The 14,281-nt window shown below is 56.9% G+C and carries 12 protein-coding genes; 9 read left to right on the plus strand and 3 right to left on the minus strand.

The features are described 5' to 3' along the window. Positions 1-183: 183 nt before the first annotated feature. From R6X40_RS25915 to R6X40_RS25925, 3 genes are read right to left on the minus strand one after another with little or no spacing between them, the layout of a single operon-like run. Positions 184-468, minus strand: coding sequence for a chaperone modulator CbpM (locus tag R6X40_RS25915; RefSeq protein WP_318417412.1), 285 nt, complete (start codon positions 466-468; stop codon positions 184-186). Continuing rightward, positions 465-1,046 carry a J domain-containing protein gene (locus R6X40_RS25920; protein WP_318417414.1) on the minus strand — a complete coding sequence of 194 codons (582 nt, stop codon included), beginning with the start codon at positions 1,044-1,046 and terminating at the stop codon, positions 465-467. The genes R6X40_RS25915 and R6X40_RS25920 overlap by 4 nt, the downstream gene beginning before the upstream one ends. Beyond that, positions 961-1,371, minus strand: coding sequence for a DnaJ domain-containing protein (locus R6X40_RS25925; RefSeq protein ID WP_318417415.1), 411 nt, complete (start codon positions 1,369-1,371; stop codon positions 961-963). The genes R6X40_RS25920 and R6X40_RS25925 overlap by 86 nt, the downstream gene beginning before the upstream one ends. Positions 1,372-2,105: 734 nt before the next feature. Here R6X40_RS25925 and R6X40_RS25930 point away from each other — a divergent pair. The 9 genes from R6X40_RS25930 (at position 2,106) to R6X40_RS25965 (ending at position 14,172) form a co-directional block, all read left to right on the plus strand. Continuing rightward, entirely contained in the window at positions 2,106-2,546 is a 441-nt protein-coding gene (locus tag R6X40_RS25930; protein WP_318417417.1) for a pyridoxamine 5'-phosphate oxidase family protein, read from the plus strand. Between the two features lie 114 nt (positions 2,547-2,660). After that, the gene (locus tag R6X40_RS25935; RefSeq protein WP_318417419.1) at positions 2,661-5,027 is read left to right on the plus strand and encodes a phosphoketolase family protein; all 2,367 of its coding nucleotides are present in this window, start codon (positions 2,661-2,663) and stop codon (positions 5,025-5,027) included. A gap of 34 nt (positions 5,028-5,061) precedes the next feature. Next, entirely contained in the window at positions 5,062-7,656 is a 2,595-nt protein-coding gene (gene mgtA, locus R6X40_RS25940) for a magnesium-translocating P-type ATPase (RefSeq protein WP_318417421.1), read from the plus strand. 55 nt (positions 7,657-7,711) lie between these two features. Beyond that, positions 7,712-8,452: a YoaK family protein gene (locus R6X40_RS25945; protein WP_318417422.1), complete on the plus strand. Its 741-nt coding sequence runs from the start codon at positions 7,712-7,714 to the stop codon at positions 8,450-8,452. 129 nt (positions 8,453-8,581) lie between these two features. Continuing rightward, positions 8,582-9,655: an HlyD family secretion protein gene (locus R6X40_RS25950; RefSeq protein ID WP_318417423.1), complete on the plus strand. Its 1,074-nt coding sequence runs from the start codon at positions 8,582-8,584 to the stop codon at positions 9,653-9,655. After that, positions 9,652-12,417: a ribosome-associated ATPase/putative transporter RbbA gene (gene rbbA / locus R6X40_RS25955; RefSeq protein ID WP_318417425.1), complete on the plus strand. Its 2,766-nt coding sequence runs from the start codon at positions 9,652-9,654 to the stop codon at positions 12,415-12,417. The genes R6X40_RS25950 and rbbA overlap by 4 nt, the downstream gene beginning before the upstream one ends. A 2-nt stretch (positions 12,418-12,419) precedes the next feature. Beyond that, entirely contained in the window at positions 12,420-13,532 is a 1,113-nt protein-coding gene (locus R6X40_RS25960; RefSeq protein ID WP_318417426.1) for an ABC transporter permease, read from the plus strand. Positions 13,533-13,570: 38 nt separating this feature from the next. Then, a complete protein-coding gene (locus R6X40_RS31685; RefSeq protein WP_412178468.1) occupies positions 13,571-13,822 on the plus strand; it encodes a histidine phosphatase family protein in 252 nt (83 codons plus the stop codon). Positions 13,823-13,965: 143 nt separating this feature from the next. Continuing rightward, a complete protein-coding gene (locus tag R6X40_RS25965; protein WP_318417663.1) occupies positions 13,966-14,172 on the plus strand; it encodes a hypothetical protein in 207 nt (68 codons plus the stop codon). Positions 14,173-14,281: the final 109 nt, after the last annotated feature.

The raw sequence follows: 14,281 nt of genomic DNA on the forward strand, positions 1-14,281 counted from the left end.
TCGGACATGGAACAGGCAGATCGACCCGGGAAAGCCGGCTTGCGCTACGTTGGCAACTGCTTCCATTTCCATGTCAGAGCACACTATTCTTTGCGGGCTGGCGGCGTAAGCGTCGGATTTTACCTATGCATCGAAAGGTGGCAATCAGAGCAGATACCAGGTCACGAACGCCAATGAGATCCTTCAGTAGGCACCATTTTCACCTCTGGAATGCAGAACCGCGCTTAAAACCTTACGCAGCCCATGCATCTGATCGACGAGATCAAGGATGATCCCGACACCTTCATCGTTGACGCCCAGGTCTCGCTGCAGATCGAGAATGAAAGATGCCCGGGCTAGATCGATTTCCGAAAATTCCAAATCTGGCAAGCTTCTGTTGGGGAGCAACCACTGCTCTCCAAGCCACACGTCGAGCGTCGTTTGATCAATGTGCACGCGTTGAATAAATTCCAGCCGGTTGATGATCATAGGTTCATGTCCTTGCGCGGATTGTAGTCTGTTCCTGGCGTCCAGCCGGCAAGGAAGGAGTCGAGTTGTGGATCGGCCGTGGTTGGCAGCATCACCTGAAAAGAGATCAATTCATCCCCAGGGTTGCCTTTACTGGGAACGCCCTTGCCCTTCAGACGCACCACGGTTCCGCCGTTTGATCCCTTTGGTACCGTCATCAACACGCTTCCGGACGGCGTCGGCACTTTAATGCGCGCGCCTAAAGCAGCTTCTGAAATTGTGACCGGCATTGTCATGTGGATATCGTTTCCCTGCCGGACGAAATAGGGATGCGTGCTCACGGAGATCTCGACAAGCGCATCGCCGGTGACCCCCGTCCCCGCTGCTGGAGCGCCCTTGCCACGCAGGCGCAAAACCTTCCCGGCCTCCATGCCAGGCGGAATCGTCAGATTGAGGGAGCCACCGTCAGGTAGCGAAATGCGTTTCTTTCCGCCGTTCACCGCCTCCAGAAAGTCAATCGTCAGCTTGTAATTGAGATCGCTCCCACGTGCGACGCGATTGACGCGTGCCCTGCCCGAACAAATCGGCAAATATGTCATCGGCTCCTGGAAAGTCGGAAAAACCTGACGCGTTCTCGTAAGGATGGCCGGCTTTGCTACGATCGCCGGCATAGTTCTTGTAATATTGCTGACGGGGGCGTTCGCCACCCGAAGCGTCAATTTCGCCGGCATCGAACCGCTTGCGCTTTTCAGGATCGGAAACGATTTCATTTGCGAGTGACAGTTCTTTGAAACGCTCTTCGGCCTGTCTGTTTCCCGGGTTCAAATCCGGATGACAGGTCTTCGCCAATCCGCGAAATGCCTTGCGGATTTCGTCTTCGGAGGCTGAGGGCGCTACGCCCAGGACTTCATAGGGATTTTTCATGCTGTCTCCAGGGATGCGTTAGCGCGGGACGCCGTGCTAAACGCTCTCCGCCCGACGCCCGTTGAAATAAAGAGCCAGGGTCCATGCACGCCGCAGCTTCTCAGAATTTTAGTTGTGCGTCTTACTGTAGAGGCTCGGCAGCTATCAACCAGGCTCGCCCTCTTCCCCTCCACATCCGACGGTACGCGCCTTGCTCCGACGCGGTGTTCTGTGTCGACAGTAACTGCAAGGGCATTCAAATATCGACCTTGGCATTGCCGCAGATTCGTGCCGCAGATCGTGGTTCTTGTGACTTTAACGATCGCGTGCGTCGTATCTGTAATCGTCGGCATGGGCCGATCTTCAAGAGCCATTTTTGGACCTGATTAGACGTAAACCTTCATCAAGGGTTTCCTTGAGTTGGCTGCCGCATAAGGCCACATCGGGGTAGGCAGCAAATAGGTGTTGATGAACGGTCTAGGCCGCAGCCTGATTTCCCGAAAGGATCGGGAACTACTCAAAGTCCGGTGCGAGTATGCTGTCACCGAGCTTGCTTTTGACCATGCGACGTACAAGCAGAACAGCGGTGGCGATCGCGATAGGTATTTTCCGATCCTACTCGTCTCAGCCGGGACGTTTTACTATGGGCGCTAAGATGCAGAGCTCAGAAATATTTCGCTAGGCGCCCTGCCGACGACAACCAGGAGCAGAGCTCTTGCCCCCCTTTGTTCCTACCACTTTCATGGAGTCAACCGATGCCCGTCAGGGAAATGACCGACCACGAATGCATGGATTGCCTTTCCAAGGGCCATGTCGGGCATCTTGCCTGCTCCAGGGATGGCGTTCCCTATATCGTACCTATCCACTACGCCTACGGCATCGAGAAGCTTTATGCGTTCTCGATGCCTGGTCAAAAAATTGACTGGCTGAGATCAAACCCACATGCCTGCATTCAAGTGGAAGAACGCTCCGATCATAGGCTTTGGAAGAGTGTGGTTGTGCAAGGCCAGTTCCGGGAATTGCCGGATACTCCGGAACACCACACCGAGCGCATTCACGCGTGGGACCTGCTGCAGGAACGAGAACTTTGGTGGGAACCCGGCTATCTGCGGCCGGACGAGAGCGCCCAAGCAGTCGCTACTCCCATCTTTTTCGGCATTGTCGTGGATCAGATCAGCGGCAGGCAAACTTTCTGAACGCCCCAGCCTTTTGAAGCTGCAGACCTATTTGTCTGTCGCCGTGTAGCGAAACAGAATCGCGCCGATCATTTTTAAGCGTCTCACAGGCGCCATTACGCCCGGAGACCAAGAATGTCCGAAACACTATCCCCCGACCTCCTTCGCCGGATGAATGCCTACTGGCGCGCCGCGAACTATCTCTCAGTGGGGCAGATATATCTCAAAGACAATCCGATGCTGGATCGCCCATTGACGATGGATCACGTCAAGTCCCGCCTGCTTGGGCATTGGGGCACGACGCCTGGTCTCAATTTTCTCTACGTGCACCTTAACAGGTTGATCGTCGAGAATGATTTGAACATGATATACGTCATGGGGCCTGGTCACGGCGGTCCCGGTGTCGTGGCGCAGACCTATCTGGAAGGCTCCTATACCGAACGCTACCCGGCAATCGAGCAGAGTGTGAACGGCCTGCACCGGTTGTTTCGGCAGTTCTCCTGGCCCTATGGCATACCTAGCCATGTCTCACCGGAAACACCCGGCTCCATCCATGAGGGCGGAGAACTCGGTTATTCGTTAGCCCATGCCTATGGCGCGGCCTTCGACAATCCGGACCTGATCGTCAGCTGCGTCGTCGGCGATGGCGAAGCAGAGACCGGAGCGCTTGCCACGAGCTGGCACTCCAACAAATTTCTCAACCCGGCCCGCGACGGCGCGGTTCTCCCGATCCTTCATCTGAACGGCTTCAAGATCGCGAACCCCACTATTTTGGCGCGCATCAGCCGGCCGGAACTGACGGCATTGTTCGAAGGCTATGGATATGAACCGCACTTCGTTGAGGGCAGTGATCCGGATCTGGTCCACCAGAGCCTTGCGGCAACGCTTGATCTGGCTCTTGAGAAGATCAAAGCAATCCAGAGTGCTGCGCGCCAGCAAACCGACCCTATGAATATCGAGCGCCCGCGCTGGCCGATGATCGTATTTCGTACGCCGAAGGGTTGGACGGGACCGAAGTTTGTCGATGGCAATCCGGTCGAGGGAACGTGGCGAGCGCATCAGGTCCCGATTGCCAATTTCAAGAAGCCCGAACATCTAAAACAGCTCGAAGACTGGATGAAAAGCTACCGTCCAGAAGAACTCTTCGACGAGCGTGGGAAGCTCCTCGAGGACCTGTCGTCGCTCGCCCCGACCGGACATCGTCGCATGGGATCGAACCCCCATGCCAATGGTGGCGAACTCATGCAGCCTTTGTCGATGCCATCGTTCCATGACTATGCTGTCGCGATGCCGGGGCCGGGAACGGTCGAGGCCGAAGCCACGCGGGTTCTTGGATCTTTCCTGCGCGACATCATGAAGCTCAACCTGTCCAAGCAGAATTTCCGGATTTTCGGACCTGACGAAACGGCATCCAACCGGCTGGACGCCGTCTACGAGATCGCGGGCAAGGAATGGATGGGAACGATCGAGGAGGTCGATATCGATCTCAGTCCCGATGGTCGCGTCATGGACGTTCTCAGCGAACATCTCTGCCAGGGATGGCTGGAAGGTTATCTCCTGACTGGCCGACATGGGCTGTTTTCCTGCTACGAGGCTTTCATCCACATCATCGATTCCATGGTGAACCAGCACGCGAAGTGGTTGAAAGTCTGTAAGGACATCCCGTGGCGTCGCCCGATCGCATCCCTGAACTATCTGCTGACCTCGCATGTGTGGCGGCAAGACCACAATGGATTTTCTCACCAGGATCCGGGCTTCATCGATCACATTGCCAACAAGAAAGCCGGTGTCGCCCGCATCTATCTGCCGCCGGATGCGAATTGCCTGCTGACCGTCGCGGACCATTGCCTGCGTAGTCGCGGCTATATCAATGTAATCGTTGCCGGCAAGCAACCGGAATGGCAATGGCTGGATATCGACGCCGCCGTCCGTCACTGTACAACGGGAGCGGGGATCTGGGAGTGGGCGGGAAACCCTGATGACAAGGAGCCCGACGTTGTCATGGCCTGCGCCGGCGATGTGCCTACCCTCGAAACGCTGGCCGCCGTGACGCTGCTGCGCGCTTACATCCCTGATATCCGCATCCGGGTAGTCAACGTGGTGGATCTGATGGTGCTGCAACCGCAGACGGAGCATCCGCACGGTCTCGAGGATCACGAGTTCGATGCGCTGTTCACGGCGGACAAGCCGATCATCTTCGCCTTCCACGGATATCCCGCGCTGATCCACAAGCTGACATACCGGCGAAACAATCACCGCAACATTCATGTTCGGGGGTACAAGGAAGAGGGCACCACCACCACGCCGTTCGACATGACGGTGCTGAACAACCTCGACCGCTATCAGCTCGCCCTCGACGCGATCGAGCGCATTCCGCGCCTGCACGACCGGGTCGTGCATGAGCAAGCGCGGTACTGGGCGACGATGGAACGGCACAAGCTCCATATCGGCGAGCATGGCGAGGACATGCCGGAAGTGCTCGACTGGCGCTGGAGCGCTTGACGGGCAGAAATGCCCCCATCCTAAGGACAAACCAATGGTCGAAACCGTCGTAGCGCCGGCTGCTGGAATATCTCCCCGACTGCCATTTTGGACCTTTCCTGAGCCTGAGCTTCTCCAGTCCCTGCAATGCAACAAGGACGGCCTGACGACCGCTGTGGCCAAGCGGCGTCTGGCGCAATACGGCGCAAACAGTGACGTTCAAGCCAAATCAGACAGCCTACTCCGGGATATCTTGCGGCGTTTGCTGGAGCCGCTTTCCCTCATGCTTCTTGCAGCAGGCATAGTCTCCATAGCGACCGGAGACATCATCGGCGGGCTGATCATCGTCGCAATCCTTTCGGTTTCGATCGGTTTGGACACTTTTCAGGAGGGGCACGCCGCAAAGGCTGCCGATGTTCTTCGAAAATCGGTCGCCCTGAAAGCGGAAGTCAAACGGAACGGCGCTTTCGAACAGGTCGATGTCGAACAGGTGGTTCCTGGCGATATCGTGCGGGTGCGTGCCGGTGATATCATTCCCGGCGACGGGTTGATCATCGAAGCCGCAGCGTTTACCGCCAACGAGGCTGCGCTGACGGGGGAGCCGTATCCTGTCGAAAAGCGATTGGGGCCGGTCAGCGGCACCACTGCGGGAGAGGCATCAAACGCTCTCTTTAGAGGCTCCGTTGCGCAAACAGGTGAGGCAATTGCACTTGTCGTCGGAACCGGAGCCAATACCATCTTCGGAAAAGCTGCGGCGAGCCTTGCCCAGGATGTAACACCGTCTCCATTCCAGCGGGATCTGCGGCAATATGGGCTGGTCGTCGCGCGGCTGACGCTCGTGCTTGTGGTTCTTGTCCTGACCGCCAGGATTCTGTTGGGTGAACCCCTTCTGGGTTCCTTGCTGTTTTCCGTCGCACTGGCGGTGGGCCTCACGCCCGAACTGCTTCCCATGATCACGACAGTGACGCTTTCGCGCGGAGCCATGCGGATGGCGTCGCGAAAGGTTATCGTCAAGCGACTGGCCTCGATCCATGATCTGGGCGCGATGTCGGTTCTGTGTACCGACAAAACCGGCACGCTCACCTCGGCTGAAATCAAGCTCGCCAAAAGCCTCGATCCCGGCGGCAGCGACGATCCACGCGCGGGAAGACTTGCAGCCATCGGCGCTTTTCTGGGTGGTGACCGTGGGTCGCTGGACACTGCGCTGATGGAGGGAACGCCTGAAGCTGCTTCGGGATGGTTACTCCTCGGACGCCATACGTTCGATTTCTCGCGGCGCTCCGGTTCGGTCCTCGTCGATGGACCCGAAGGCCGGTTGCTAATTGTGAAAGGCGCTCCGGAGGCGGTTGTGCAGCTGTGCAGCAGGCAGCGCATTGGTCGGGAAACGGCTCCATCGACGAACGAGACGCGCGCCGCGGCGATGGTCCGTATTCGTAGTCTTGCAGAGAGCGGACTTAGGGCGATCGTGGTCGCATCGAGACCCTGGCAGGGTGCTGCCCGAAACGTCGAGACGACCGACGAAACGGATCTTGTTTTCGAAGGCATCTGCGCTTTCGCCGATCCGCCGAAAGCGACCGCTGCTGCCGCCATCGCCCGGCTTGCCAAAGCGGGTATCACGCTCAAGATCCTGTCCGGCGACGACCCAGTTGTCGTTAAGCATCTGGCGGGGCTTGTCGGGTTGCGCGCCGAAACAGTTCTCTCTGGCGCCGATATCGCCGAGATGAGTGACGACGCACTCACTGTCCAAGTCAGGTCCATCGACTCCTTCGGCAGGCTCGCGCCCGATCAGAAATCGCGCATCGTTAGGGCGCTGCAGGCGCGCGGCAGCATCGTCGGCTTTCTTGGAGATGGGATCAATGATGCTCCCGCCCTCAGGACCGCCGATATAGGACTTTCCGTCGCTGGGGCGACGGGCGTGGCCCAGGCCACCGCCGATATGATCCTTTTAGCCTCCGATCTCGGTGTGATTGCCGACGGCGTCGAGGAAGGTCGCAGAACCTTCGCCAACATCCTGAAATACATCCGCATGGGGGCGAGTTCGAACTTCGGCAACATGCTGTCAATGGCGGTTGCGGCGATCGTCCTGCCCTTCCTGCCGATGCTCCCGGTTCAAATCCTTCTCAACAATCTTCTCTACGATCTCTCGGAGATCGGTATCCCATTCGACAGCGTCCGTCCGGAAGGCGTGGCCCGGCCGCAGATCTGGGACATGAAAGGACTGTTACGCTTCGCTGCGATCATGGGCCCCTTATCATCACTGTTCGATTTTCTGACGTTCGGAGGCCTGATTTGGATTCTGAGGGCTACACCTGAGGAGTTTCAAACCACCTGGTTTCTGGAATCAATGGCAACTCAGATCCTGGTGATTTTCCTCATCCGGACCAATGGAAGACCTTGGAAAGATAAGCCTCATGTCACGCTCACGATAACAGCTCTGTTGGCTCTGTTTGCTGCCATGGCCATACCCTTCACGCCCGTTGGCACATGGTTCGGCTTCGTAGCGCCGTCTGCTCCGGCATTGATCATGATTTTTAGCATCGTGGTGACATACCTTATCGCGGTAGAACTGGTAAAACCCTGGGCGATCAAGACTTCGCACTGGCTCATCGAAAAGCGGGGGGCTCACCACAACCGGGTTAACTCACGGTAACAAGCGCTGGCACTTTGTTCTTCGGTGCCCAACGGCAAGATAGGTGACAGAGGGTATGCTCGTTCGAGAAGGACCTGATCGCGACGAAAATATGGACCGACGGCTTGCCGCTTGTCTGGCTGCTGTTGCTGGCGCGATAAACGCAGCGGTTTTTTACGTAGCCGGCTTTTTCTCCGCGAATATGACAGGAAACGTCTCGACGCTTTCGGATCACATTGCGATTGGGGAATGGCTGTCAGCATCACTTTACTTTGGAATCGTCGTGGCGTTCGTCGCCGGCGCATTGTTCTCAACGCTCGTCACGAACGCTGGGAAACGCAGAAGTATACATGGCATCTACGCCTATAGTATTCTTCTCGAAGCGATGTTGCTGGGCATCCTCGGGTGTGCAGACCTTTGGCTCATGACAGCGGCTGGGCGAATTCCAGTGCTGGTACTCGCCCTCGCCTTTTTGATGGGTTTTCAAAACGCCGTCGTCACACGCATATCGGATGCGAGGGTCAGAACGACTCATATTTCTGGAATGGCTACAGATATCGGTATCGAAATCGCGTTGGCATTCGATGCATTCCGGGGCAAGGCGAGAACCACCGAACCGGTTCACAACTGGTACAAACTGCGGCTGCACTTTTACACAGTTTCATCATTCATGGTCGGAGGCGTCGTCGGCGTCATCGCCTATCGTACAATCGGTGCCTATCTCTGGATAGTCGCCGCTTTATTTCTTTCTTTTGTCTCTCTATTCGGAATTCTTCGTGCTGGAGGCCGCCACGCTGGGCCGAATGACATCCAGTGAGTAAATTCCGAGCCTGCCGGCGCGCCGCCGTCAAATGTTACAGAGAGAAGGGCGAACGTCAGCATTTCCTGCAGCGAAATGCCAAGCGCAAATCTGCAAACTTTTCTCTTTGAACGTCTGGAATGATTGATGATCGCAGCTATAAAAAGGCCATGGGTGATTGCGGCTGCGGTCTGCATTCTTGCAGGCGCTGCGCTATACGCATGGTATGTGCTCAAGCCGAGTGGACTCCCTGACAATATCGCCAGCGGAAATGGACGTATCGAGGCGGTAGAGATTGATGTCTCGACGCGAAGTGCTGGCCGTATTCAGGATATTGTCGTTCAGGAGGGTGAGTTCGTTCATGTTGGTCAGATTGTCGCCAACATGGACACCTTACAGGTTAAAGCACAGCTCCGCGAAGCGGAAGCACAGTCGCGACGCGCGGTTATCGGGGTCGATACCGCGCGTAGTCAGGTCGTACAGCGAGAGGCGGAAAAGGATGCGGCTATCGCGGTCGTCGCACAAAGGGACGCGGAGCTTGATGCCGCAAACCGACGTCTCGCTCGTTCCACGCAACTCGCTACGAATGGTACGGTCTCCGCACAGATCCTGGATGACGATCGCGCCACGATGCATGCGGCGACAGCGACAGTGGCCGCAGCCAAGGCGCAACTTGCAGCGACGCAAGCCGCAATCGGTGCTGCAAATTCGCAGGTGATCGATGCGCAGGCGACCGTCGAGGCGACCAGCGCTACGGTCGAGCGCATCGAAGCAGATATCGACGATAGCGCCTTGAAGTCCCCGCGCGACGGCCGCGTTCAATACCGGGTTGCTCAACCAGGCGAGGTGCTGGCTGCCGGCGGAAGGGTCCTCAACCTCGTCGATCTCGGGGATGTCTACATGACCTTCTTCCTGTCAACCAACGAGGCTGGACGTGTGGCAATGGGATCGGACGTCCGGTTGGTTCTGGATGCTGCAAACCAGTTCGTCATCCCCGCCAAAGTTTCCTTCGTCGCAGACGTCGCCCAATTTACACCGAAGACCGTAGAGACGACTGAGGAGCGCCAGAAACTGATGTTTCGGATCAGAGCCCGCATAGACCCGGACCTCCTAAAAAAATACATTACCCAGGTCAAAACCGGTTTGCCGGGAATGGCTTATGTCCGGCTTGACCCGAAAATGCCGTGGCCCGTTTCTCTCGATGCGAACCTTGCGAAATGATCGGCCATGACGCTATCCAGGGAAATTCAAAAGCACTCGTTGTCCGTCTCCAAGATGTGAGCCTTTCCTATGGCAAAAATCCCGCGATCGAAAAAATCGATCTGGATATCCGACCCGGGTCCATCGTCGGACTGATCGGACCCGATGGCGTCGGCAAGTCCACGCTACTGTCCCTGATTGCAGGTGCCCGAGCCATTCAGAGCGGAACCGTCGAAGTTTTCGCGGGAGATATGTCGGATGCAGGGCATCGCCAGAAAGCCGGACCACGCATCGCCTACATGCCTCAGGGTCTCGGTAAAAATCTCTATCCGACGCTGTCGGTCTTTGAAAACATCGACTTCTTTGCCCGCGTCTTCGGCCAAGGTGCCGAAGAGCGCAAGGCCCGCATCGATGCACTCCTTCAAAGCACCGGACTGACATCATTCAAAGACCGGCCTGCAGGCGAACTTTCTGGTGGCATGAAGCAAAAGTTGGGTCTTTGCTGCGCTCTGGTTCATGATCCTGATCTTCTGATCCTGGACGAGCCGACGACAGGTGTCGATCCCCTGTCGCGCCGCCAATTCTGGGAGCTTATCGATACCATTCGCACAGGCCGAAGCGGCATGAGCGTTCTGGTCGCTACCGCCTATATGGAAGAGGCGGCAAGATTTGACTGGCTGATCGCAATGGATGCCGGCAGGGTTCTCGCTACAGGGACGACAGCCGAACTGCTATCCAGAACCGACACCGCGTCACTCGACGCCGCATTCATAGCGCTGCTTCCGGGCGACCGGCGCCGAAACTACAAGCCCATTAATATCCCGCCATTGGCTGCCAGCAAAGATCTGGATATCGCAATCGAGGCTGAAGGCCTGACAAAACGGTTTGGTGACTTCATTGCCGTCGACAATGTCAGTTTCCGCATTGCCCGCGGGGAAATCTTTGGGTTCCTTGGCTCGAACGGCTGCGGCAAGACGACAACGATGAAGATGTTGACCGGCCTGCTGCCTGCGAGTGCGGGCAGCGCAAAATTGTTTGGTCAGCAAGTCGATGCCAGCGACATGGCGATGCGCTATCGCGTCGGCTATATGTCGCAGGGCTTTTCGCTTTATTCCGAGCTGACAGTGCAGCAAAACCTCGAACTGCACGCCCGGCTTTTTCAGCTCAAGCCAGCCGATATCGACAAGCGCATCGACGAGATGGCACGCAGGTGTGACATCGCAAATGTCTTGGACCTTATGCCGGACCAACTGCCTCTCGGCGTGCGCCAGCGCCTGTCGCTTGCCGTGGCGCTTATCCATGCGCCGGAAATTCTCATCCTCGACGAGCCAACGTCGGGCGTCGATCCGATTGCGCGCGAGACGCTTTGGAACATTCTGATCGAGCTGTCGCGTCAGGACCACGTGACGATTTTCATCTCCACGCATTTCATGAATGAAGCGGAACGGTGTGATCGCATTTCGATGATGCATGCCGGCAAAGTTTTGGTGACCGATACGCCGGCCGCGATCGTGACAGCGCGTCGGACAGCGACGCTGGAAGAAGCTTTTATTTCGTTTCTGGAAGAAGCTATCGGAGCATCTGCCACTGATGGCGAAAAAAAAGGCGCAGGCATCAAGAAAAACGAGGCTGCAGGCCATGTCAGGCCCGTCCGCCAGATTTTCGACATCAGGCGGATGTTCAGTTACACCCGTCGCGAGACGCTGGAACTGGTGCGAGATCCCGTCCGGGCGACGCTGGCACTCCTCGGGAGCGTTATCCTGATGTTCGTGATCGGCTATGGTATCAATCTCGATGTCGAGAATCTGTCGTTTGCGGTTCTCGATCAGGATCAGACAACGACAAGCCGCAGCTATGTGCTGGATATCGCGGGCTCGCGATACTTCGAAGAACGACCACCCATTACAGATGACGCGGATCTCGACCGCCGGATGAGGAACGGCGAGTTAAGCCTTGCGATCGAAATCCCGCCTGGCTTCGGCCGTGACGTCTCACGCGGCCGGGCGGTGGAAATCGGCGCCTGGATAGACGGCGCTATGCCTGCGCGCGCTGAGACCGTGGAGGGATATGTACAAGGCATGCATGCCCACTGGCTGGCCGACAGGATGCGGACGTCAGGCGATCAAACGGGCACCGGCATCTTTCAACTGGAGACGCGGTTTCGCTACAATCCGGACGTCAAGAGCCTTGTCGCGATGGTGCCGGCCGTCATTCCCCTACTTCTGCTTCTCATCCCGGCGATGCTCACGGCACTGAGTGTCGTGCGCGAAAAGGAACTCGGCTCCATCGTCAATTTCTACGTTACGCCGGTGACGCGCCTGGAGTTTCTCCTCGGCAAGCAGCTCCCGTATATCGCCCTTGCTATGCTGAACTTCGTGTTGCTCACTGCCTTTGCGGTGTTCGGCTTCGGCGTTCCATTTTCCGGAAGCCTGCTGGCATACACGCTCGGCGCCCTGCTCTACGTCATCGCCGCAACGGGCATTGGCCTCCTGATTTCAACATTCATGAAGTCCCAGATTGCCGCGATTTTTGGCACTGCCATCCTGACAATTCTCCCTGCGGTGCAATATTCGGGAATGATCGACCCTGTCTCATCTTTACAAGGCGCCAGTGCTTTTATCGGCAAGATCTTTCCGGCGACTTACTTCATGGCGATTTCGCGTGGTACTTTTTCCAAGGGCCTCGGGTTCGTCGAGCTGTCGAGTTCTTATATTCCACTGCTGCTTGCTATTCCCGTACTGCTTGGCGTCAGTGCTGTTCTCCTCAAGAAACAGGCGAACTGAGCATGCGTCTGTCCACAATCCGCCAATTGGGCGTCAAGGAACTGCGTGGGCTGATGCGCGATCCCATGCTGTTGCTGTTGATCGTCTATGCATTTACCCTTTCGATCTATACGGCTGCAACGGCAATGCCGGAGGCTCTCAACAACGCGCCGATCGCGATCGTCGATGAAGATCACTCGCCTCTTTCGACGCGCATCAGCAGCGCTTTTTATCCCCCGTATTTCGGACGGCCCCAGCTCATATCTCTGAGCCAGATGGACCAGCGCATGGATGCTGGTCTCGACACGTTTGCCCTCGACATCCCGCCGGACTTCCAGCAAAATCTTCTCGCCGGTCGGTCCCCCACGCTACAACTGAATGTCGATGCAACCCGCATGACGCAGGCCTTCAGCGGTAGTGGCTATGTGCAGAGTATCATTTCCAGTGAAATCTCCGAGTTCGCGAACCACAACCGCACACCCGTAGCCCAACCCGTCGATCTCGTTTTGCGGGCACGGTTCAATCCGCAGCTGGACAAGGGCTGGTTCGGATCCGTCATGAATGTCATCAACAGCATAACGATGCTCTCGATCGTCCTGACCGGTACGGCGCTCATCCGAGAACGCGAACACGGGACGATCGAACATCTTCTCGTCATGCCCGTCACACCGTTTGAGATCATGGCGAGCAAGATCTGGTCGATGGGACTGGTGGTGCTGGTTGCATCGGCCTTTTCCATCACGGTCGTTGTACAGGGACTGCTCAGCGTCCCCATCGAAGGCTCCATCCTGCTTTTTCTGTTCGGCGCTTCGCTTCAACTGTTTGCCACCACCTCGCTTGGCATCTTCCTCGCTACGATGGCCGGCTCAATGCCCCAGTTCGGGCTCCTGCTCATGCTGGTGCTTCTCCCGTTGCAGATCCTGTCGGGCAGCATGACGCCGCGCGAGAGTATGCCGGCCCTCCTGCAAAACATCATGCTTGCTGCGCCCAATACACATTTCGTGTCCCTCGCGCAGGCAATCTTATATAGGGGCGCCGGCTTGGCGAGCGTCTGGCCGCAGTTCCTGGCGCTTGGCGCGATCGGTGCGGTTCTCTTTCTCTTCTCGCTTGGACGATTTCGACAATCGCTGAAATAAGGCCGCGCGTCCTAAGTCAATCATTTGGGCAGGACGTGGTGAACTCAGAACGGCCAACAGGAAAGGATGCAAGATGGCACATAGTTTATACCCCGAGATCGCTTGTCAGACATGCAGAGACGGCCTGGAGCGCATCAGGGATCCACACAGGCCATGTCGACATTTCTCTGACGCAAGCGGGCGAGCGATCGTGCCAGACTCTCGGACATCATCTACGTTCGCGACCGTTCTCGGCGGTTTGGTCCAGCCCGTCACAACGCGCCATGCACCTACGCGCTCTCCGGCTTTGATACCAACGACATCGTGCTGAGGGACGACATGGAAGAATGGGACCATGGCAGCTATGAGGGGCTGACCACAGCCCAAATTCACATTCAGAGACCAGGCTGGCGGCTTTTTCGCTAGGGATGTGCTGAAGGTGAGACGATGCGGGATGTTAGTAGAAGGGCCAACGACGCAAGGCTCTGCAGTCGCTAGTTTGCGTATAGCCGATAGCGCGGGCGATGAAGGCTCGATCGTGTTCGGCCGCATCCTGGAAAGCAACAAAAACAACTTCGGCTACAATGCTCCGTCTGAATATACCGATATGATTGCCACGGGCATCGTCGATACGAAACTCGCCCTTGCAAGTAAACCGTGATGACTACGTTTAGAATAGTTCTAACTTAATTCCGGTCGACACGAAACCTTTCTCGGAACGGCACGTTTCTACATTGGACCTGCTGTGGCGCGGGAGGCCCGAGCCCTGA

Origin of the sequence: Rhizobium sp. PL01 (assembly GCF_033447125.1) — a bacterium.
Taxonomy (GTDB): Bacteria; Pseudomonadota; Alphaproteobacteria; order Rhizobiales; family Rhizobiaceae; genus Pararhizobium.